The following is a 21,734-nucleotide window of genomic DNA, read 5'->3' as shown; positions in this document are numbered from 1 at the left end:
TCATCAGGCGCTCCCAGGGCGGCACCGATGACGAGTGGAACCTCATCGTGCTCTGCGAGGCCTGCCACCTCCATCTTCTCCACGATCTGCGGACCCTCGCCGTGAGGGGCAGGGCGCCTTACGAACTCACCTTTACTTTCGGCTCACTCTCGGAAGGCCCCCCCTTCCTCGTCTATCAGAAGGGCTCGAGGTCCCCTCAACCCTCTTTCTTCGCGAAGACCACCATCTCCTCGGAGATGATGGTGTATTCCGATCCCTCGTAATCGCCGAAGGCATGGGCGATGGAAAAGCCCGCTCCTGCGAGCCTGCCGGCAAGCTCGCAGAGGCTGTAGAGCCTTATGGAGTGCACTGGCTCCTCTACTTTCTGACCTGTCTTCAGGATCATGTACTCGCTCCACTGGTTATAGCGGCTCCTGAGGAGATCGAAGGACGAAGCCCGCGAGAGGAGCTTCCCCTCAAGCTCTTCCCAGTTCCTGCCAAGGCCTTTCTGGAAGCCCATCCTCTCCACGATGTGCTCCCTGTTGTGGGTGTGGATCACGAGGAATCCCCCGGGGCCGACGGCCGCTGCCGCGCGCCCGAAAAGGGCAAGGTTCTCCTCCTCGCTGAAGAGACCGAAGGTGTTGTTGAGCAGGAGGACCAGTTCGAACGGCCCCTTGAACTCCACGGCCCGGAAATCGCCGTGGATCAGCTCGGGGGCAAGGTTTTTCATGCGGGCGATCTCTTCGGCTTTCCTTATGGCATAGTGGCTGATATCAATGCCGGTGACAAGGCAGCCCCCATGGGCAAGGGTAAGAGTGTGGCGGCCCACGGAGCACCCGAGATCAAGAACCCTGCCGCCTGAGGGCACCTCGGTCTTCTCAAGGATGAAGACCGCCTGGGAGGTTCCCTCGTCCCACTGTGCGATGAGTCCTTCAGCATACTCCTTGTCCCAGAGGGGATCGCTCCCCCACGGGGTCTCGTCGGAGAGGGGAAATTTGAGTGCGCGCATTGACCCCCCTTGCCGGAATTCTCCAAGGTGCTTCTTCGCCAGAGGCACGGCAACTCCTCTTCCCGAGCAGGATATTGGGCCCCGCCGGAGAAATCCTCCGTGGACAGACAAATACCAAGGAGGAATGAAGTAATGAGAAAGTATGTCCCGGTAGTGATATTCTTCATGCTTTTTGCCTTCGCGCTCACCTGCACGGCATATAGCCAGGATCCCAAGAGGCTTGCCGTGTTCCCCTTCAAGACCGGCTCCACCATCGGCCACTGGTGGGGCGGCGGCTTTGATCCCGGCCCCTCAATGGCGGAAATCCTCACCACAAGGCTCATCAAGTCAGATAAATACGTGGTTCTCGAGAGAGAGAACCTTGACAAGATAATGCAGGAGCACAACCTGGGCATCGCAGGAGAGGTCACCGCCGAGACGGCCGCCGAGGTGGGCAGGCTCCTGGGCGCCCAGTATATGATCTTCGGCACCGTCACCGAGTTCTCATGTGTTGACTCCGGCGGCGGCGGGGGCTGGTCCATCGGCTTCGGAATCGGCGCCTCAGGCTCAAACAAGGGCAACAAGAAGGTGAGGGTCTCTGTGAACGCCCGCGCCGTTGATGTGAACACCGGCATGGCATGCGCGCCCTTCGAAGTGCGCAAGGAGATCCCCGTGAAGTCCGGCGGCGGCTCCTTCTATATAGGCGGCACCGGCGGCGGCAGCGAAGGCGGCGAGACCATAGAATCGGGACTGGGCAACGGCCTCTACGAGGTGGCCGACGAGCTCATAAAGCAGTTCGAGTCGGCCAAGTTCAAGGAGCTTGCCGCAAAGCCCAAGCTCGAGGGGTACGTGATTAATACCGACGGGACCAAAGTGTATATCAGCCTTGGGAGAAAAGACGGCATTGTCAAAGGGATGAAGTTTGAAGTAACGCGCCCCAAGTCATTCAAGGATCCCCGAACGGGCGAAACAAAGACAATGAACAGCAGCATCACCACAATAGAAGCGAAAAATGTGGATGACTCCATGACAGAATGCGAGTCTTCAGGAACAGGCGATCCCATCCAGGCAAATGACAGAATAATACAGAAATAAATGCAAAAAGAAAAGGTGTAACACTTCTTTTTACACCTTTTCTTTTTTATTGCGTAGTTTTTCTCGAGGTTATAATAACCGGTTTCAAATAGTCGAGAGGAGATCATTCCGTGAAACTCTTATCTCACCGAGCTGTAATCCGTATTACTATAGTCTTATGCTTAATGATGGTCCTGGTTTTATCATTTTACATGCAGAGTTACGCGGCTCCCAAGACTCTCGCAATGGTGTGCAATATTTATGGCCGCCTCACTGTTATAAGGGACAACCAGGAAAAAAATGCCAAGGTCCGCTCTGCTCTCATAAGTAATGACCAAGTCATCACTGACGGGAGATCACAGGCAGTCCTTCTTATGAAAGATAATTCTGAAGTAAAGATGGGACCGAACACGAAGATTACTATAGAGGAAAAAAATGCCAAGAAGGGGATCTTCTTATGGTTTGGCAAAGTTTTCGCAAAAATGACCCGGCAGGATGCGAATTTTGAGTTCGGATCGCCCCATGGCGCAGCAGCGATTGAAGGGACTGAACTGCAGATGGAAGTGGACAAGAGCGCAGGGAGCATTCTTACAGTCGCTGAAGGGAAAGTTCTATTTTCCAACAGCAAGGGTAAAGTGAGAGTAAAAGGTTCTGAGCAATCAATGGCGAAATCCAAGACCGCCACAATTTCTGCACCGAGAATAGTGCAGTTTCAAAAGCTCATCATGTGGCAGAACCAGATAAACAAATACGTTGATGCCATGGAGAGTTTTAAACAGGCATTTGATAATGCCGTAAGAATAAAACAGAGCAGCGGAGGCTCTCTGATAGCAGCACAGCAGCAGGTGAAAGAAATTAACCAGGCAAGAGATCTTCTTGATTCCATGGTGCCTGATCCTATGTTCCAGAGAGGCCATAATGCCATGAAAGGTGCCTTTCACATTCTGCTCCAATATCTTGTATCGACGGTGCCCCAGCATCAGCAACAGTACCTCCAACAGGGACAGGCTCAGCTGCAGATTGCAGAAACCGAGCTCATAAAATACAAAGCTTATTATCAAAATGAGGAAAGAAAATTTCTCTCTGAACCGACCTATGATTCTAATCCCATTAAATAATTATGTTGTCTCAGAAAGGCGATAAAAAAAAGGACAAGAAGAAATTAGGGAGGGCTGGTTTCCTCTTTTTCTGCGCCATATTGATTTTCCTGTTCATGATCGCCATCAATCAATGGGGAATACTTGCCAGCTTTAACTCCTCATGGTGGGACGATCTCATGGTGAATTTCGGGAAAAGACCACCTCACCGCAATATATGCCTTTTATCCATAAACAGGAGTGATACTGATAAATATGGCCCCTTCCCATGGAATCGAATCCTTTATGCAAAAGTGGTGGACTTTCTCAAAGAAGCAGGGGCAGAAGTCATCGCATTTGATTTCTACATGAGAAAAGAGATCCCCAGTGAAGACAGAGAGTTCATAAGATCTATAAGAAATCATGGAAAGGTCATACTTGCGCAGCCCTGGGACTATAATGAAATGGCGCCTGAAGAACCACCAAAAAGCTTCAAGGAAAGCGGCGCTTATTTTGGTCACGTGGTCGTCACGGACAGGAAAGTATACCGCTATCTGCCTCTGGTATATATGAATCCTCTCACAGATACAAGGAAAAGCTTCGATGAGAATATCTACTGCCTCTCACTGAGCCTCCTTTCTGTCCAACTTTTCAAAGACTACGAAAAAGAGCCGATTACAACAGACGAAAACGGTTTCTTTTCAACAATGCAGTTAAAAGATATTTCCATACCATTCATCAAGGCAAGCGATGAAAAATTTCCCTACAGGATGATGATTGATTATTCAGGATCAAGAAGGCAATTTATCAAGCTGGGGCAGGAATGGCCCATAAGCATAATACTCGACGAGAAAAGAAGTGAAACCTCGAAGGCACTTCTGGAAACCATCAGGAACAGGGTAAAGGGTTGCATTGTTCTTATATATAACAGCCTTGACCCCCATGACACCTTTTATACCCCCTACTCAAGACAGGCAGCAGAAGATCAGAGCGATGATGATCAGATGCCAGGTGGCGTTATCCATGCATTTGCCATATCATCCATTCTTAATAATGCTTTTACAGGTTATAATGCCTATTTTGACTGGTTGCTCCCCCTTGTCCCTTTATTTCTCGGGGCATTTATCTTTTCCAGGCCAATAAAATGGAGCATAAGAATCTTTTTTTTCTGCGGTCTCTGCGGTCTATGGGTCCTCATCTGCGCGTTGTCATTCATTTATTTCCATACTCTCATCAATCTTTATACACCCCTCACGGGCCTCCTCCTCCTCTTCATCGCCCTCATCTTTTATGAGCGCAAGCAGTTCATCTCCTACTTCGGGCAGTTTGTCTCACACCGCCTCGGCGAGGAGATCCTCAAGGACGAGACAAGGGCTCACGTGGGAACCCGCGAGGTCGAGGCCACCATCATCTTCGCCGATATCAGGGGCTTCTCCACCATCTCCGAGAAGCTCTCACCCGTTGAGCTCACGAAGCTGATGACGGAATACCACACGGAGATGAACAAGATCTTCGATAAAAACAGGGGCACCATCCTGGACTACCTGGGCGATGCCGAGATGGTGGGATTCGGCGTTATCGACGGGCAGAAGGAGCATGCGCTGCTCGCCATCAAGTCGGGCCTCGAGATGCAGGCTGCAATCGCCGGGCTCCGCGAGAAGTGGGGCCTTGTCAAGGGCATGGTTTTCGAGGTGGGGGTGGGCATCTGCACAGGGCCCGTGGCCGAGGGCGTCGTGGGCAGTGACAGCAAGGCGCAGCTCGTGGCGATGGGCGACACGACCAACACGGCGGCACGCATCCAGGCCCTCTCGAAGGACCTCGACAGCCTGGTGACCATCAGCGACAGCTGTTACGTGAAGGTGAAGGACGAGATCGAGAGCGATCCCCTCAAGGAGATGCCCCTCAAGGGGAAAGTGCAGAAGGTGATGCTCCACCGTGTAAGGGCTGTCAGGCCCGAGACCCTCAAGCGCCTGGAAAAAGTGATAAAGAGCTGATGCCATGAAAAAAGCCGATTCAGTGATAAAGGCCCCGTACCTCATTACCATGGCCCCGGGTGACAGAGACCTCCACCGGGACTGGGCCGTCGCCATCCACAGCGGCATGATTGAGGAAATCGGGCCCTACGAGACTATAACAAGCCGCTATGAAGCCGCCGAAATCCACGACCTTGCAGGGCACCTTGTCATGCCGGGAATGATCAACACCCACGGCCACGTGCCCATGATAGGCTACGCGGGGAAAATGCCTGACGGGATCCCCTTCGACGATGTCCTTTTCCGCTACATGCTCCCCCTTGAGAGAGAATTCCTGAAAACGCCTGGGTTTGTCTATTACTGCACGCTCCTTGGATGCCGCGAGCTTGCCATGGCGGGGGTAACCACCACCGTTGAGATGTACTACGAGGCCGAAGAGATGATCAAAGCCTTTTCTGAGACCGGGCTCCGGGCCGTCATAGGCGAGACGGTGATGAGCGACTTCCCGGCGCCGTCGGGCCGGGATGCAAGGGGAGCGCTCTCTTACATACGGGAGCTCCATAAAAGGCTTCCTCCCGCCGGTGAGCGCCTCCAGGAGCTTGCCGTGGCCCCTCACTCGGCCTATGCCTGTGATGATGAGACTTTGCTTTCCTGCTCTTCCCTGGCGGGGGACCTGGGAATTCCCCTGCTCATGCACTGCTGCGAGACGCCGGACGAGGCCGGGAAGCCCCGCGACAAAGAGGCGGCGCCTCCCTCAAGCTTCTACCGGAGCCGCCCCTCGGTGACCTCCTCACCGCTTGCTCATCTGGCAGGAATCGGCATATTCAATGTCCCGAGAGTGCTCCTGGCGCACTGCATCTACCTTGAGGAGAGCGACATCGAGGCCATGGCTGCCTGCGGCGCAGGCGCCTCGTATAACGGCATCTGCAATACCCAGATAGGCCTGGAGATCGCCCCCGTGGCAGAGATGCAGAAAGCCGGCATCCCTGTGGGCGTGGGGACTGACGGCCCTCTCACCAACGACAGGCTCGACATCCTGAGCCAGCTCCTCCCCCTGATGTGCTTTCAGCGCCACAGGGCACGGAAAAGCGCCACGCTCTCGTGCCATGCCATGTGCGCGATGGCCACCATTGAAGGAGCCCGCGCCATCGGCCTAGAGAAAAAGACCGGGTCCCTGGAGAAGGGAAAGCACGCCGATATCATCGCCCTCTCACTGGACGGAAGGGACAGCACCTCCCTTTACCTTGACAATGACTCTGTGTACGCCTGGATTGTGAAAAAGGCCTTCCCCTCCTCGGTTGCCTTCTCAATGGTCGGCGGCAGAAAGCCCCGGATCCCTGACAGGGATAAGATTATGGCGGAGCTCTCGCCGGCCCTGGAACGCATCAGGGCATGGGAGCCCTGAAAAGGCAATGAAGGAAAAGAGGGCCTTCTATTGAAAGAGTTACCATAAAGCTGTAAAAGACTCCCCATATTCATCAGCAAAGGAGCAGTGCACCATGGCAAGACTGGGTATTCTTTTCCTCATTATGACACTCTGCCTTTCTCTCTCTCTGGCCTGTCATCATGCATGGGCGTCGGAGCAGAAGGTGCCTGACGACATCAAGTCCCTCATGGACCGCTCGGGAGGCACGGCAGAATACCCCGACGCCGACGTGCTCACTCTCACCGAGGACGTCAGCGTGGAGTTCAAGGAGAACGGCGACACCACCACGACAAGCCATTCCCTTGTGAAAATTCTCACGGAAAACGGGAAGAAGAACTACTCAACACTCTCCTTCTCCTATCACCGCCGTTACCAGGAGATAGAGATCCCCCTGGCCCGCGTCATATTCCCCGACGGCACCTTCCATGTCATCGACGCCTCCGCCATCAAGGACACCACTTCGCCGGAAACGCAGGAGATGAACATCTTCGAGGAAAACTTCAGGCAGAAGACCGTCACCATCCCCAACCTCGCCGTGGGGTGCACCATTGAGTACACCAACGTGACGAAGGCAAAGGCCCTCCTCAAGAACAATTACTCCGACGAGTTTTATTTCCAGGAAGGGCAGCCCGTCCTGCACAAGAAGGTCACCGTGAGAGGGCCGAAGAGCATGCCGCTGCGCACGGTGGTAAAAAACGGCACCCTGGCTTTCTCCGAGAGCAAGGAGGGAGCCCTGGCCGTTTACACATGGGAAGGGCGCAACATGCCGCAGATCATCTCAGAGAGCGGCATGGTCTCCCTTGGTGATGTGGCAGTCAAGGTCCTTGTAAGCACCTTCAAGAGCTGGAAGGAGCTCTCGGCCTACGGCGAGTCCCTCAACGAGGGGAAAGTGGATATGAGCCCGGCGCTCCGCGAGACAGTAAAGAAGCTCACCGCAGGTCTTGCTACCGATGAGGAGAAAATCCTTGCCATTTTCCGCTTTATCTCCCAGAAGATACGCTACATGGGCTCATCAATGGACGTGGGGGCCTTTATTGAGCCCCACCAGGCCACGTACACCTTCGACAAGCAATATGGCGTCTGCCGTGACAAGTCAATCCTGATGATGGCCATGCTCAAGGAGATCGGCGTCACAAGCTTCGATACCCTTATCAACGTGAACGTGGCCACCGTCACCGAGGTCCCCACCATTTACTTCCAGCATGCCATCTGCGCCGTGGCCCTCAAGAACGGCTCCATTATTTACATGGACCCTACCCTTGAGCTCTCCTCGTCCTTCGGGGAGACCTATGTAGGCGACAAGCACGTGCTCCTTCTCTCCAGGGAAGGAAATGACCTGGTACTGGCGCCACCCGTGCCTGCCGAAAAAAGCCTGGGAACCATCTCGGCCCGCACTGAGCTCAAGGAAGACGGCTCCCTCACGGGCACAGTGCAGGTGAAGGGGAAAGGCTACTACGACCTGGTGCTCCGCTCGGTGAACAACTCTTACCCTGCCGTGCAGTTCAGCCGTTTTCTCTCGCGCCTGGGCACCCGCTTTCACCCCAAGGCCGTCATCAGCGACGTGCAGTCGGGGAACCCCGTCGATCTTGCGGCGCCCTATTCATTCTCCTTCAAGCTGAACGCGAGGGACTACGGCGCCCCGGCAGGAGACTTCATGCTCCTTTCCATTCCCCTTTCAAATTCCCCCTTTGACCTTGTGACGGCAAACATCTTCAGGGACTACACGACCCTCAAGGAGAGAAAGTATCCCATGAGAGTCTTTTCTACATGCGGCACGGAGCAGTACAGCTCCCTCATCATCCCCGCTTCGTACCGTATCGTCTCAATACCGCCCTCGATGAAATTCAGGCAGGGCCCCGTTTCCGTCACGATAGAGACAAAGCTTGAAGGCTCGACAATCACATGCCACAGCGACTGCCGCATAGAGAAGACCGTACTCTCGCCGAAGGAATACCAGGATCTCAGGAAAGCGGCCCTGGAGCTCAAGGCCTTCACCCGCAAGATGGTGATCCTGGAAAAGAAGCGCTGAAACCCGCTCTCCATGCAACAGGAAAAGGAGGAATCTGATGATGCGAAGCATACGAACCCTTGCCGCCACGCTGCTCCTGGCGGTGCTGCTCACCGCGGCTGTCACTGCCGTTGATTTCAATGAGATTCTCAAGAGCGCCCCCGACGGGTCACAGTTTCCCGACGCGAACGGCCTCATTCTCTATTCGGAGAAGATCTACGAGGTGAAAGGCCAGAAGGCCACCGAGGATACGAGGTACCTTATCAAGGTCCTCAACAAGCACGGGAGGGAAAAGTACAGCGACCAGCAGGTGCCTTACGACACAGAGACCGAGCAGCTTATCTTCAACAGGGGGGGAACTTACAAGGGTGATCTCACCTTCATGGAAATAGAGAAAAAAGCCATAAACGACATTACGCCGGCTGAGCTTGCCGACGCGACTATCTATTCAAACCTTCTCAACCGTGTCTTCTCATTCCCCGTCGTGGACCCCGGCGTGACGCTCCTGCTGGACTATCGGAAAGTCCTTGACCTGAAGGAAAACCTCTACGTGAGCGACAGGGTCTATTTCCAGCTTGATGAGCCCCTTCTTGACAAGGTATTCACCGCCACGGTACCTACAGGGACAAAGCTCTCCGCGAGCTTTGTCGGGAAAAGGGAAGAGTTCGCCTCAGGTGAAAAGGACGGTACCACCACTTACACCCTCAAGGTGAGCAAGGTTCCCCAGATAAAGAGAGAGGAGAGCATGCCTCCCCTGCCGGCAGTGGCCCATAACATGCTCTTCACTACCGCCACTTCATGGGAAGAGGCCACGCGCCCCTTCTCGGGAAAATTCTTTGAGGCGGCGAAAGTGACGCCTGAAGTGACGGCCCTGGCCAGGGAGATCACGGGGAACGCCTCTTCCCGGGAGGAGAAGATCAAGGCCATAGCCATCTATATGGCTCAGAAGGTAAGGGCAGTGAGCCTTCCCCTGGGCGATGCCGGCTATACCCCCCACAAGGCTGCCGTCGTCATCAAGAACAAGTATGGTGACTGCAGGGACAAGGCGGTGCTCTTCATATCGCTTCTGGAGGCCTGCGGCGTGGAAGCATGCCCCGCCCTGGTGAACGACCACTTTCTTCCCCTTGCAAAGGACGTGCCCACCCTCAAGCAGTTTGACTCGGTATACGTGGCGCTCCCGCGGGGAAAGGAGTACGTGCTCCTCGATCCTTCCGCTGAGATGGCGCAGTTCGGCTATGTGGAGAACCGCATCGGCGCCGAGGCCCTCGTGGTAAAGGCCGGTGGCACCGAGTTCACCCCCCGGCGCGGCTACTCGCCGATCACCGACAGGTCGGAAAACGCTGTGAGCGGTACCCTCAATGACAGGGGAGATTTTGCCGGCACCCTCTCGTCGAAAACCTCAGGAATCTATGACTCGAGCGCCAGGGGCACTTTTTACCACCTGAGGGGTAAAAAGCTCAAGATGTACTTCGAGCAGAAAATCGAGGAGTTCTGCCCTGATGCCGAGGCGGCAAGCTTCAGGAGCGGCGATGCCCTCGATCTCTCAAAGAACATGGAGCTCTCCGTCGCCGTCAACGCCAGGGAGTTCGCCGTGATTCAGGATAACCTGATGATCCTGAAGGTGCCCAGGATGCCCTTCGGCTTTTCGAGGATCCCGTACTCGCCCAGCCTCTCCGCGAGAGAGTACCCCTATGTGCTCGGGAGCACGAGCGAAATCTCCTACGAGCTCCTGCTCAAGATCCCGCCCGGGTACAGGCCCCTTTATATCCCCGGGGATATCGCCGTCAGCGAGCCTTACCTTGACATCTCCCTCAAGTGCCGGTTCAATCCCTCGTCACGGGAGCTCTCTTACCGCCGCGAAGTAAAATTCAAGGAGAACCAGGTGAGCCCGGCGCTCTACCCTTCCTTCAAGCGTTATCTTGAGTCCCTCGACCTGGCACAGAACAACCTTATCCTGCTCAAGAAATAAGGGGGGCTATTCCCCTTTGAACATGGGGGGGCGCTTTTCCAGGAAGGCCTGGAGGCCTTCCTTATAGTCGGCGCTGTCATAGACTTTCCGCCTGAGGCCCTGGATTCTCTCAAAGGTCTCAGGGCTCATGGCGTGGGCCTTTGACAGGATGCGGAGCTGCTCCTTGACGACCTGGATGGTAAGAGGCGAGTTCTTCGCAATAGTCCTCGCAAAGCCATAGGTGAAGCTCTCAAGCTCCTCAGGGGCCACGATATGGTTCAGGATCCCCAGTTTCTCGGCTCTCTCGGCCGAGATGGGCTGGGCGGTGAAGAACATCTCCTTGACCGTCGAGATATCCACGATGTTCATGAAATGGAGTATCCCGTTGAGGTTGTAAGGCACTCCCAGCTTTGCGGGCGTGATGGCGAAGGTGGCGGTATTGGTTCCCACGAGGATATCGCAGGTGAAGGCCATCTCGCAGGCCCCTCCCCACACCCCTCCCTCTATCATGGCGATGACAGGAGCAGGGAACCTTTCAATTTCTCTCAGCACCGACTCCATGGGGTCTCCGTAAGCGAGCGGATCACGCCCAGGCTTCGCGAGCTCCGAGATGTCGTGGCCTGCCGACCATACCTTTGCCCCTTTTTCGGCTCTCAGGATGGCGACGCGGAGCTTCTTCTCCTCGAAATCCCTGAGCGCCCCGATGATATCCTCGATAAGCTCCTTGGAGAGGGCATTTCTTTTCTTGGTGTAGCACATGGTGATGGTGCCGATGTGCTCGTCGATTTCCGTGGTGATCGTGTTCACTTCAAGTCCTCCTTTATAATGATAGGCCTGCGCCATGGAGGGCGCAGGCTGTCTATACCGCAGGGCGGCAGTCTTAATGGCCGGAATTACTTCAGCTTCGCCGCCTCTCCGGCAGCAATCTCGTGGTCGGGGTTGATCTCAAGGATTTTCTGGTAAAGTTCAAGGGCCTTGGCGGTGTTGCCGCTCTCCTGGTAGACGCGGGCCACTTCCAGGTAGTTTTTGATGCAGAGGTCCTTGTTGCCTGTGAGCTTATGAATGTTTCCGATCTGCTCCTTGGCGAATATCTCCGAGGGATCCATCTGAAGGACCCTGTTGAAGGCCAGGATGGAGTCCCTGAAAGCGCCTTTTTCCATGCATACGGTGCCAAGAGCCTTGAGGGCATTCACATCGTTCAGATTCAGCTTGAGGGCGGCCCTGAATTCCGACTCGGCAGAGTCATAATTCTTCGCTTCAAGGTAGAGGTAGCCCAGCTTCATGAGAATGGCGGCGTCACCGGCTGAAAGGGCCTTTATCTTCCTCAGCGTCTCAATGGCCTTGTCAGTGTTGCCTGACTCTATGAGCCTTTCAACAACATTTCTATACTGCTGCACGGCCTTGGGAATATCGCCTTCCACCGTGTAGGAATCGGCAAGTATGAGTATTACCTGCAGGTTATCGGGAGCACATTCCTGGAGCTTGCTCACGAGCTTGATGGCCCTGTCGCCCATCCCCTGCTCAGAGTATATCCTGGTGAGCGCAATGGTCTCGTTGACCATGTGCTCTATGTCGCCCGTCTTCTTGTAAATGAGAATCTTGCTCATTCTTATCTTGAATCCCTGGGGCTCAAGGCCGATGGTTCTCTGCGCCACCTCCAGCGCCCTGTCCGTTTGCATGCTTGCGTGAAGTATCCTTACCAGCTCGCAGTTCTGAGTAATCACGTCAGAGACAAGACCTTTAATGGCATAGATCTCTGAGAGGCGGGAGCATGCCACTTCGTTATCTTTCTCCCTCTGAAGAACCTGGAGGAATACCTCCCTGGCCTTATCCCACTCCGTGAGGTCAAAATGCTCCTCGGCCTTTTTCACCAGCTCTGCTGTCTCCTTGCTCTCCTTGGCGGTCTTCTGTGCCTTGGGCTCTTCTTCTATATCAGCGTCAAGAAGCTGCAGAAAGCCGTCAAGATCGCCCCTGGCGATAATCTCGCTTTCCTGGGCCCCTGTCATCCTGATTCTCTCTTTCGGCGCAGGAGGAGGCGGGGGCTTTTCCTCGGCCAGCTTCTGCGCCTCGGCCAGCTTCTGCGCCTCGGCCAGCTTCTGCGCCTCGGCCTGCTTCTGGGCTTCGGCCTGCTTCTGGGCTTCGGCCAGTTTCTGGGCTTCAGCCTGCTTCTGAGCTTCAGCCTGTTTCTCAGCCTCGGCCAGCTTCTGAGCTTCAGGTGCCGCGGGTCTCACCGGTGAGGGCGTTACCGCAGGCGGAGGGGCAGATGGCTTCTCCGGCAGGGGCGGGGAAACCCCGTCGAGGGGAATTGCGGGGATCTCATCATCGATACCGGGAAGGAGACTCTGGAGAGGAATGGCGGGGACCTCTCCATCAATCGATGACGGCAGGTCCGGGATATCAAGGGACGGAATCATCGCTGAAAGGGACGGCGCGGCCATCTGGGCCGTTTCCCCGGGAGGCTCTTTCTCAGGCTTTTCATCAGCCTCATCGATGTCCTTGGAAATCTCATCGAGAATATCATCAAGCGACAGGCCCAGTTCCTTGTCGATCAGATCAGCATCGGGCAACTCACCGTCACCATAGGACTCATCTTCATCTTCATCATCATCGTCATCAACCAGGTCACCTTCAAGCTCGTCAAAGCCCTGGTTTCCTTCAAGTGCGGACGATGCGGGGGGGGCAGGGGGAGGAGCGGCGGGGGGAGCAGGAGGAGGAGAGGCAGGGGGGGCTGCCGGCTTCGAGGACGGCGTGTCATCCCAGAAATTTGAGGCGGTTGATGAAGTCATTGAGGGAGTGTCAAAGAAAGCGTTGCTCTGCATCATGCTCTGGGAGGTGCTGGAAGTGCTCTTTGCCTGGGGTTCCGGGGTCTTCTGGACCGGCGGCTCTGGAGAGACTGGAGCTGCTTTAATCCGTTCCGTCACCCCGGGTGCAGCCTCCTTCTCCTGGACCTGCACCGGGGATCTCTTCCCGATCTCCTCTGAATCCTTGCGGGCCGCGGCAAGCATCGATTCCGCCTTCTCTTTCGCCTTCTCCATGATCTCCTGCTCTTTTACGCGGGCCCCTTCAAGTATGCGCTTCTCTTCCTTCCTTGCCTCCTCAATAATTGATTCCGCTTCCCGGCGGGCCTTGTCAAGCAGCTCCTGGGCCTTTGACCGGGAGCTTTCCTCCAGCTCCTTCACTTTCTGATGGCCCTTATGGATTATTGCCTTCACTTCCTCCTGGGCCTTCTCCCGCTCTTTCTGCGACTGCTCGCGGGCCTCTTCCACGATGTTCCATGACTGCTCCTGGGCGTTGAGCATCAGATTCAGCTCTTCATTGCGGGCCTTGTCCAGCAGGGCCTTTGCCTGCTCCTCGGCTTTCTTGACGATGTCTTCAGCCTTTTTGTCAGAGTCGCCCCTGATCGCTCTGGGCTCTTCCTTCTCCTTGAGCTTGTGCTCAAGGAGCTTGAGGAGATTCCCGGCAACTTCAGAGTCAGGCTCCAGCACCCGCACCCTTTCAATGGAGCTCCTGGCCCTTTCAAAATCCCTGCCATGAAGCGCGAGCTCTGCCATGAAAACTATGGCGGGCAGGTAATGGGGGTTGTCCTGGAAGGAGCTCTCGAGGGCCGCCACCGCGAGGTCGAGATTGCCCATCGCCCGGTAAATCCTCGCAGCCTGAAAGTGGAAAATATACTCGTTCTCAAACCTGACAGCCTTTTCAAGCTCTTTGAGAGCTTCCTCATGACGCTCAAGCTTTTCATAGGAGAGTCCCCTGTAATAGTAGGACCAGGAAAAGGTGTTATTGAGCGACAGGGCCTTTTCAAAAAATCCGAGAGACTCTTCAAATCTTTCTTTCTGGTAGGCGAGATGGCCTTTCTGGAAATTCTTGAGCCATTCCTCGCGCTCCTCAAATTTCCTGTACACCTGCTCCACAAGAGTTGCGGTAAGGTTCGACTTGGGGAAAAGCCCTATGAACCGCTTCACGAACCTGAGGGACTCGCTCTTCTTGCCGAGCTTCTGAAAGCTCTTGGCCTGGCAGAGATAGACGTTCTGGGCTTTCTTTTCATCGCGCTCAAGGGTGTAATCGAGCTGGATGTACTTGGTGATGTTTTCCAGGGCCTCGTTCCATTTTTCCTCTTTGAAATAAAAGAGCCCCAGGAGAAGATAGGGCTCCCACATGTACGGATCGGCGTCCCGGGCAGAGAGAAGAAGTGCCTGATACTTTTCCTTTTCAGCAGAAGAATCGAGAGACTTTGCATCTCTTAAGAGATCCAAAGCCTTTTTTCTTTTGCTCATTTGCGCGGGGAGTGTCCTTTCACCGGCAATATTGCTGCTTGGTTCCCTTACCCCATGAATTTCATTCGCACTCAAAAGTGAAGTTCCTGCACTGCTTGGAGTCATAGGGCCTCTCTGCTGCTTACCTTATTACTTTTCAATTCCTGGAGAACAAAGACTGCAACCATCTCAATTATAATCCACCATCGCTTCAAATACAATCGCCTGAAAGGATTATTACTGGCCATGGAGAAAAAATAAGGGCGGGATGACGGCTCATAGAGGAGGAATATCTATGGGTCTTGGTGTTGGTTCCATGAAAAAGAGTGAAGCTCACTCTCCGGAAGAAGTAACCGCCCCCTTTCCCAAACCCCGGGAGGGAGTGCTTGACGAAAATGAGAGAGCCTTGCTGGTGGCCTGCGTCATGAAGATGAACAAGGCTGCCAAGGATAGCCTGGCAGAATGAGGTCCTGCGATGAAAAGAGCTGCCCTTGCTGAATATCTTGATGAGTTCCTCAGAGTAAGGGAGATAGATGACTTCTCCGCAAACGGACTGCAGATCGAAGGGCGTGACGAAGTGGAATCCCTTGCCCTGGCCGTGGACTTCTCCCTGCAGTCTGCGGAAAAAGCCGGTGAAGCCGGTGCCGATATGCTTATTGTGCACCATGGGCTCATCTGGGGAGGGCTGAAAAGCATCACCGGCATGGTATACCGCAGGGTAAAGCTTATGATCGATGCCGGCATTTCTCTTTACTGCGCTCATCTCCCCCTTGACATGCATCCCCTTGTGGGGAACAATGCGCAGCTCTGCGATCTCCTCTCTCTCTCTAGGTCCGGAACCTTTGGATCTGGCAAGGCTCCTGACCTGGGGATGTGGGGAATCCTTGGGACACCGCAGGAGCGCACCTCATTGAAAGATTTCATTGACAGGACTCTTATGACGGAGAGCACCCTTCTCCCCTTTGGTGCACCTGTGGTTCGTTCTGTGGCCATTGTATCCGGGGGGGGGGCCTCACATTTCCAGGAAGCCCTGGAAAAAAAGGTGGATCTCTTCATCACGGGTGAGCCAAGCCACACCATTTACCATATGGCAAAAGAGGAAGGCGTCAATGTGCTCTACGGGGGTCATTATGCCACAGAGACACTGGGAGTGAGAGCCCTGGGGAGCCATCTTTCCGGGAAGTTCCCCCTCAGAATCACATGGCTTGACGTGCCTACAGGCTTATGAGGGGAGCGCTGCTTTCTCAAGATACTTCCTGAGATAGCTCCCTGTATGGGATGATTCCATCCCGGCCACCTCCTCGGGAGTGCCGCTTGCCACGACAAAGCCGCCTGCATCGCCTCCCTCGGGGCCGAGGTCGATGATATGATCGGCGCACTTGATAACCTCGAGGTTATGCTCTATGACAATCACGGTGTTTCCCGTGTCCACAAGCCTTGAGAGCACCTCAAGAAGCTTCGCCACGTCATGGAAGTGTAGGCCTGTAGTGGGCTCGTCAAGTATGTAAAGGGTCTTTCCTGTCGCTTTCCTGGAAAGCTCGGAGGCGAGCTTGATCCGCTGGGCCTCTCCGCCTGAGAGTGTAGTCGCCGCCTGCCCCAGGCCTATATAGCCCAGTCCCACGTCGCGAAGCGTCTCGAGCTTTTTCCTGATGCGGGGAATATTGATGAAGTACTCATGGGCCTCTTCCACGGTCATCTCAAGCACATCGGCAATGTTCTTTCCCTTGAACCGCACCTCCAGGGTCTCCCTGTTATAGCGCTTTCCCTTGCACACCTCGCAGGGCACGTACACATCAGGGAGGAAATGCATCTCTATCTTGATAATCCCGTCGCCTTCGCATGACTCGCAGCGTCCGCCCTTGACATTGAAGCTGAAGCGGCCGGGGAGATATCCCCGCATGCGGGCGTCCTTGGTCTCCGAGAAAAGCTCCCTGATAGGCGTGAAGGCATTGGTGTAGGTGGCCGGGTTCGACCGCGGCGTTCTGCCGATGGGCGACTGATCAATGATGATTACCTTGTCTACAAACTCGGTGCCGCCGAGGCTCTCGTGCAGGCCGGGCTTCTCGCTGCTCCCGTGGAATTCCTGGGCAAGCCTCCGGTAGAGAATCTCATCGACAAGGGTGCTCTTTCCCGAGCCGGAGACGCCGGTGACGCAGACAAAAAGCCCCAGGGGAATCGTCACATCAATATTTTTCAGATTGTGCTCCCTCGCTCCCCTGATGGCAAGAACCCTGTGGTCAGGCTGGCGCCTTGAAGCCGGCATAGGAATCATGAGGTCCCCTGAGAGATAGCGTCCCGTCAATGACCCCGGGGCTTTCATCACATGGCCCGGGGACCCTGTCACCACAATTTCACCTCCATGGACTCCCGCCCCGGGGCCGATGTCCACGACAAAGTCAGCCGAGCGTATCGTTTCGTCGTCATGCTCGACGACAATCACCGTGTTCCCAAGATCCCTGAGGGCCTTGAGGGTAGAGAGCAGCTTCCTGTTGTCCCTCTGGTGAAGGCCGATGCTCGGCTCATCGAGGACATAAAGGACCCCTACAAGGCTTGAGCCTATCTGTGTGGCGAGCCTTATCCGCTGCGCTTCGCCGCCTGCGAGCGTCGCGGCGCCTCTGTTTATGGTGAGGTATTCGAGGCCCACGTCAGAGAGAAAAGAGAGGCGGGCCTTGATTTCCTTGAAAATCTGCCTTGCAATGACCTCCTCCCTCGGGGAGAGCACCAGAGACGCAAAGAAATGCTTTGCCTCTTTCACGGTAAACTCTGTGAGAGAGGCGATATTCTTTCCTCCGACAGTCACCGCCATGGCCTCACGCTTGAGCCTGCTTCCCCTGCACGCGGGACAGGGGGTCCTTGCCATGTATTTTTCTATTGTGGACCTGATGTATTCAGATTCTGTCTCAAGATAGCGCCTGCGTAGGTTGGGAATCGCCCCTTCGAAATGGCCGTTGTGGCCCGTGCGGCCTCCTGTCCCGTAGAACACGAACTGCTGCTGCTCCGGGGAAAGCCTGGCAAAGGGCACCTCAAAGCGAATCCCCTCGCGGCCTGCAGCCTCGTAAAAGCGCTCCCAGAACCAGCTCTCCCTGGGCATATGCCTGAAGCTGCGCACCGGCTTGCCCCACGGCACAATAGCCCCTTCCTCTATGCTCCTGCTCCTGTCCGGAACAAGCATATCGGGGTCAAGCTCAAGGCGCGTGCCTATTCCCGAGCACTCAGGGCAGGCGCCGTATGGAGAATTGAAGGAAAACAGGCGGGGCTGGAGATCCTCGAGGGAAATCTCGCACTGAGGGCACGAGAGCTTTTCCGAAAAGAGCCACTCATCGCCATCGGAGAGCTGCACTATCACAAGTCCTTCAGAGAGAGCGAGGGATGCTTCCACGGACTCAGCCAGGCGCCCTTTGACGCCGTCCTTCATCACAAGCCTGTCCACGACCACTTCTATGGTGTGCTTCCTGTTCTTGTCCAGGTCAATCTCCTCATTGACCTCGTAAAGGCTCCCGTCAACACGGACCCTTGTGAACCCTTTCCCCGCTATACCGGCAATAAGCTTGTGATATTCGCCTTTGCGGCCCCTCACAAGGGGCGAGAGGATCATGAACCTGGTGCCGGGGGGGATGAGCATGACCCTGTCCACAATCTGCTGCACCGTCATGACGGAGATTTCCCGCCCGCACTGAGGGCAGTGAGGAACGCCAATCCTCGCATAAAGAAGCCTCAGGTAATCATAAATCTCGGTGACGGTTCCCACTGTGGAGCGGGGATTCCTGCTTGCTCCTTTCTGATCGATTGAGATGGCAGGAGAAAGGCCCTCTATATAGTCCACGTCAGGCTTGTCCATGCGCCCCAGAAACTGCCTTGCATAGGCAGAGAGCGATTCGACGTATCTGCGCTGCCCTTCGGCATAGATGGTATCAAAAGCCAGCGTCGATTTCCCTGAGCCTGAGATGCCGGTTATGACAATAAGCCTGTTGCGGGGAAGCTCCAGGTCGATGTTTTTAAGATTATGCTCCCTGGCACCCCTGATAATGATTGAATCTGTTGCCATGAGTCAACTGCTTCTTTTATAGGATGTGCGTCTCAGCTGTCGGAAACCTTGTGAGCCACCCAGCGGCCGAGAGAAGTGCCCACCAGGCCTGCGATCCCGGCAAGGGACAGGGGCAGGCCCGCTCCCGGGATAAGTGATGCCGCGGCAGTGAGGCCTGTGAAAAAGGCCGAGCTTGCGGCAGCAGCCTTGTCTATGAGGGATACCTGGGGATTCTTGATTATTTTTGCGGCTTTGTAAGCTGCTCCTGCGGTAAACACCACCCCCAGGCCGGGAACAAGCGCTGAGAGCACTTTAGAGGTCGCGGGGGCGGAATTGAGGGCAAAGACTTTCACTGCATCTGCCACACTTTTTCCTGCTATAAAGAGCCCACCTGCAAGCCCCGCTCCTTCGAGTAATGTTCCCACCTTGTCTTTCTGATAGGCATCTTTCACCATGACAAGGCTGTCGCTGAGCACCTTGGCAAGAGGAGTGTCCTTTTTCTCATTCATACGGGTCTTCTCTTCATCGACCCTGTTCCTGAACTCGTCAATAAGGCCCCCGCTGAATCTTTCGTACTCTTTCTCAAGCTTCCTCTGGAGAGAGTGGAATTCCTTGTTGAATCCCTTCTCAGCGAGGCTGTCTTTCCTGGTGACAAGGCTGTGGAGCTCCCCCTCAAGCTTATCGATCTTATCCTTCCGGGGATAGGCTTCAAGGCGGGCATCAAGCGTTTCGCGGGGAAGGGCACCAGACGCAATAAGGTGGGCAAGGGCCTCGTGGTCTTTTGCCTTTTCCTCCCTCCGTTTCTCAAGCATGTACATCCCCACTCCCAGCGCGGGGAGTGAAAGGGCAAAAACTGCGCCGGTAAGTGCAGGGTGAATGCCGGTAGCCTGGGAAAAGCTCACCCAGTCATGGCCAGGTGACTTGGGGCCTGGAAGCACGGCATCGATGGGGTACATGGAATTTGCAAAGTGATGCACCCCCGAGAGGGTCATAAGGGTGTACCCCGCTACAGGATGCTCTTTTCTCAGCTTGAAGCCGGCAGCAAAGGCGGCAATGTCAGGTATAAGGGTGGAGACGCAGCCTGCTGCCGATATGGCTGCCCTGCTCCCGTTCGGGCCGAGCTTTGTGCCGAGCTCACTGGGACCATCTCCGTAGGTATAGTGGGTAACACCGGCGGCGCCGTCCTTGTTTGCGTCATACCCCGAAAAAATATGGCCAAGATTTGCTGCCGTCGGCTCCTTGAAAAAACTCTTCAGGTTATCAAGGCCGTCAACCTGCACGGTGACCTGGGCATTCCGGTAAAGGTGCTCCACCATTTGCTTATGGGCTGTTTCATGGATATAGGTGCCGGCGCCGGACATTTCGTAGCCGAGCACCGCCACGGTCCCGGCGATACCGCCCTTCATCCTGTCATCAATGGCATTGATTTCGGCATTTCCCTTCCCCGCCGTGGGCGGGGGGCTTTTCATATGCTCCCGGTAGCCCTGGCTCTCTCCGCCTGACAGTTCAATCTTGTCCTGCTCACTGCGTTCTTCAGCGGGAAGAGAAGCCTCAAGGGCCCTGTAATTCTTTTCAACAGGCACGGAGGGAGTATTAACCGGAGTCACTCTGTCCATATATCACCCCGTTGCGTGGTATTTTCCGCTGAGCGGCATCCCTGCCGTCTCACTATCAAGAAGATTGTACCACCGTAATCTTATAATGTCAACGGAGAACCTGTCATTTTTTGCGAAAGTTCCCCGGGTGAGTAATTTTCAATTTTAGAAGGAGCAAATACCTCTTTGAAGAATTCTCATTAGATCAGTAGATAGGTCTATCACAATATGAAATATCCTGCCTCGGGCGGCGGGCTTTCATGGCAGATGAGGTGAGGTAATGTCCGAAAAATATCTGAACAGAGTATATCAGGATCGTTACCGCGTGGAAAAGGAAATCCCCGGCGGCGAATTCGAATCATCCTTCCTGGGAAAGGATCTCAAGACAGAGGAAGCGGTACATATCAGGGTTATTCCCATAGACACCGAGCACCCCGAGCTTCTTGAGCAGTCGCAGCATTTTGTCTTCAAGGAAGTCGGTCTCCTTCAGAGGCTCACCCATCCCGGGCTTCCCGTCTTCCTCGAAAGCGTCAGCGACACTGAAGAGAGCGTCATCATCACCAAGTATATAGAGGGCACCCCTCTCGCGGAGCGGCTCATCGATGAAGCGAAACTTCATGAAGATGAGGTCCTGGATTTTCTTGACCGGCTCCTCCCCATCCTGGACTATCTCCACGCCCAGACACCGCCGGTGATTTACAGGGATCTGCAGCCCAAGTCCATTTTCTATGATGACAAGAACAACATCTTCCTCACCAAGTTCGAGCAGGCAAGGACCTTCAAGGCCGACAAGATCAAGGACACGGTAATTCATTCCACGCGCGGCTACAGCCCCCCCGAGCAGGCCTTCGGCAAGGGCCAGTCTGACGCGCGGTCCGATATTTACTCCGTCGGCATGATCATCTTCCAGATGCTCACGGGAAAGGACCCCACAAAAGCCCCCCTGATCCTCCCCAAGGTGGCCGATCTGAGGAACGATGTCTCGCCCCTGTGGAACTCCATCGTGTCAAAGGCGACGAATATCAAGGTGGACAAGCGTTATGCATCGGTAAAGGAGCTTGAGTCCGACCTTGCCAAGATAAAGGGCGCTGTGGCGCCGCCCGTGCAGGAAGCCGAGAAGAAAGAGGAAAAGCCGGCCGCTGAGCCCGCACCGGCGCCCGCCAAGAAAAAGATCGCCATAGGAATGGAAGAGCCGGTGAAACCTGAGCCCGTGAAGGCCGAGGAGCCCAGGAAGGAGGAGCCCAAGCCCGAGCCTGTGAAGGCTGAAGCCCCAAAGAAGGAGGAGCCCAAGCCCGAGCCCGTGAAGGCTGAAGCCCCAAAGAAGGAGGAGCCCAGGCCCGAGCCCGTGAAGGCTGAAGCCCCAAAGAAGGAGGAGCCCAGGCCCGAGCCC

Annotated in this window: 15 protein-coding genes; 10 read left to right on the top strand and 5 right to left on the bottom strand. The window is 55.2% G+C overall.

Annotated elements, in window-relative coordinates:
- The coding region (locus RDV48_22445) for an HNH endonuclease signature motif containing protein (GenBank protein MDQ7825577.1) at positions 1-263 on the top strand (263 nt) is incomplete at its 5' end.
- Here RDV48_22445 and RDV48_22440 read toward each other — a convergent pair.
- Positions 197-988 carry a class I SAM-dependent methyltransferase gene (locus RDV48_22440; protein ID MDQ7825576.1) on the bottom strand — a complete coding sequence of 264 codons (792 nt, stop codon included), beginning with the start codon at positions 986-988 and terminating at the stop codon, positions 197-199. The genes RDV48_22445 and RDV48_22440 overlap by 67 nt on opposite strands.
- Before the next feature lie 132 nt (positions 989-1,120).
- Between RDV48_22440 and RDV48_22435 the strand changes: the two genes are divergently transcribed.
- The 6 genes from RDV48_22435 to RDV48_22410 all read left to right on the top strand — a co-directional run bounded on the left by RDV48_22435 (position 1,121) and on the right by RDV48_22410 (position 10,493).
- Positions 1,121-2,062 (top strand): CsgG/HfaB family protein, encoded by a 942-nt coding sequence (locus RDV48_22435; GenBank protein MDQ7825575.1) that lies wholly within the window; start codon positions 1,121-1,123, stop codon positions 2,060-2,062.
- 110 nt (positions 2,063-2,172) lie between these two features.
- On the top strand, positions 2,173-3,159 hold the full coding sequence (locus RDV48_22430; protein ID MDQ7825574.1) for a FecR family protein: 987 nt from the start codon (positions 2,173-2,175) through the stop codon (positions 3,157-3,159).
- Between the two features lie 2 nt (positions 3,160-3,161).
- Positions 3,162-5,111: an adenylate/guanylate cyclase domain-containing protein gene (locus RDV48_22425; GenBank protein MDQ7825573.1), complete on the top strand. Its 1,950-nt coding sequence runs from the start codon at positions 3,162-3,164 to the stop codon at positions 5,109-5,111.
- A gap of 4 nt (positions 5,112-5,115) precedes the next feature.
- Entirely contained in the window at positions 5,116-6,495 is a 1,380-nt protein-coding gene (locus RDV48_22420) for an amidohydrolase family protein (GenBank protein ID MDQ7825572.1), read from the top strand.
- A 94-nt stretch (positions 6,496-6,589) separates the two neighbouring features.
- Positions 6,590-8,545 carry a DUF3857 and transglutaminase domain-containing protein gene (locus RDV48_22415; protein ID MDQ7825571.1) on the top strand — a complete coding sequence of 652 codons (1,956 nt, stop codon included), beginning with the start codon at positions 6,590-6,592 and terminating at the stop codon, positions 8,543-8,545.
- A gap of 37 nt (positions 8,546-8,582) precedes the next feature.
- Positions 8,583-10,493, top strand: a complete 1,911-nt coding sequence (locus RDV48_22410) for a DUF3857 and transglutaminase domain-containing protein (protein MDQ7825570.1) — start codon at positions 8,583-8,585, stop codon at positions 10,491-10,493.
- Positions 10,494-10,499: 6 nt separating this feature from the next.
- Here RDV48_22410 and scpB read toward each other — a convergent pair whose 3' ends face one another.
- Both scpB and RDV48_22400 read right to left on the bottom strand, forming a co-directional pair.
- On the bottom strand, positions 10,500-11,279 hold the full coding sequence (gene scpB, locus RDV48_22405) for a methylmalonyl-CoA decarboxylase (GenBank protein ID MDQ7825569.1): 780 nt from the start codon (positions 11,277-11,279) through the stop codon (positions 10,500-10,502).
- A gap of 86 nt (positions 11,280-11,365) precedes the next feature.
- Entirely contained in the window at positions 11,366-14,725 is a 3,360-nt protein-coding gene (locus RDV48_22400; GenBank protein MDQ7825568.1) for a tetratricopeptide repeat protein, read from the bottom strand.
- A 295-nt stretch (positions 14,726-15,020) separates the two neighbouring features.
- Here RDV48_22400 and RDV48_22395 point away from each other — a divergent pair, with 295 nt between their 5' ends.
- Together RDV48_22395 and RDV48_22390 are read left to right on the top strand one after the other, a co-directional pair.
- Positions 15,021-15,191, top strand: coding sequence for a hypothetical protein (locus RDV48_22395; protein MDQ7825567.1), 171 nt, complete (start codon positions 15,021-15,023; stop codon positions 15,189-15,191).
- A gap of 9 nt (positions 15,192-15,200) precedes the next feature.
- Positions 15,201-15,953, top strand: coding sequence for a Nif3-like dinuclear metal center hexameric protein (locus RDV48_22390; protein ID MDQ7825566.1), 753 nt, complete (start codon positions 15,201-15,203; stop codon positions 15,951-15,953).
- Here RDV48_22390 and uvrA read toward each other — a convergent pair.
- Positions 15,948-18,770, bottom strand: coding sequence for an excinuclease ABC subunit UvrA (gene uvrA, locus RDV48_22385; protein ID MDQ7825565.1), 2,823 nt, complete (start codon positions 18,768-18,770; stop codon positions 15,948-15,950). The two genes, RDV48_22390 and uvrA, sit on opposite strands and share 6 nt — an antisense overlap.
- Before the next feature lie 32 nt (positions 18,771-18,802).
- Positions 18,803-20,365, bottom strand: a complete 1,563-nt coding sequence (locus tag RDV48_22380; GenBank protein MDQ7825564.1) for a hypothetical protein — start codon at positions 20,363-20,365, stop codon at positions 18,803-18,805.
- A 259-nt stretch (positions 20,366-20,624) separates the two neighbouring features.
- Here RDV48_22380 and RDV48_22375 point away from each other — a divergent pair.
- Positions 20,625-21,734, top strand: a 1,110-nt coding sequence (locus RDV48_22375; protein ID MDQ7825563.1) for a serine/threonine-protein kinase, incomplete at its 3' end; no start/stop codon positions are given.

This window comes from Candidatus Eremiobacterota bacterium (assembly GCA_031082125.1).
GTDB lineage: Bacteria > Vulcanimicrobiota > CADAWZ01 > CADAWZ01 > Ess09-12 > Ess09-12.
The sequence above is the reverse complement of the archived record's forward strand: the minus strand, read 5'-3'. Positions and strand labels throughout refer to the sequence as shown.

Excerpts from the sequence above, each read along its gene's own strand:
- RDV48_22440 (MDQ7825576.1), bottom strand. The coding sequence starts at position 988 with ATGCGCGCACTCAAATTTCCCCTCTCCGACGAGACCCCGTGGGGGAGC.
- RDV48_22435 (MDQ7825575.1), top strand. The coding sequence starts at position 1,121 with ATGAGAAAGTATGTCCCGGTAGTGATATTCTTCATGCTTTTTGCCTTC.
- RDV48_22425 (MDQ7825573.1), top strand. The coding sequence starts at position 3,162 with ATGTTGTCTCAGAAAGGCGATAAAAAAAAGGACAAGAAGAAATTAGGG.
- RDV48_22420 (MDQ7825572.1), top strand. The coding sequence starts at position 5,116 with ATGAAAAAAGCCGATTCAGTGATAAAGGCCCCGTACCTCATTACCATG.
- RDV48_22415 (MDQ7825571.1), top strand. The coding sequence starts at position 6,590 with ATGGCAAGACTGGGTATTCTTTTCCTCATTATGACACTCTGCCTTTCT.
- RDV48_22410 (MDQ7825570.1), top strand. The coding sequence starts at position 8,583 with ATGATGCGAAGCATACGAACCCTTGCCGCCACGCTGCTCCTGGCGGTG.
- RDV48_22395 (MDQ7825567.1), top strand. The coding sequence starts at position 15,021 with ATGGGTCTTGGTGTTGGTTCCATGAAAAAGAGTGAAGCTCACTCTCCG.
- RDV48_22390 (MDQ7825566.1), top strand. The coding sequence starts at position 15,201 with ATGAAAAGAGCTGCCCTTGCTGAATATCTTGATGAGTTCCTCAGAGTA.
- uvrA (MDQ7825565.1), bottom strand. The coding sequence starts at position 18,770 with ATGGCAACAGATTCAATCATTATCAGGGGTGCCAGGGAGCATAATCTT.
- RDV48_22380 (MDQ7825564.1), bottom strand. The coding sequence starts at position 20,365 with ATGGACAGAGTGACTCCGGTTAATACTCCCTCCGTGCCTGTTGAAAAG.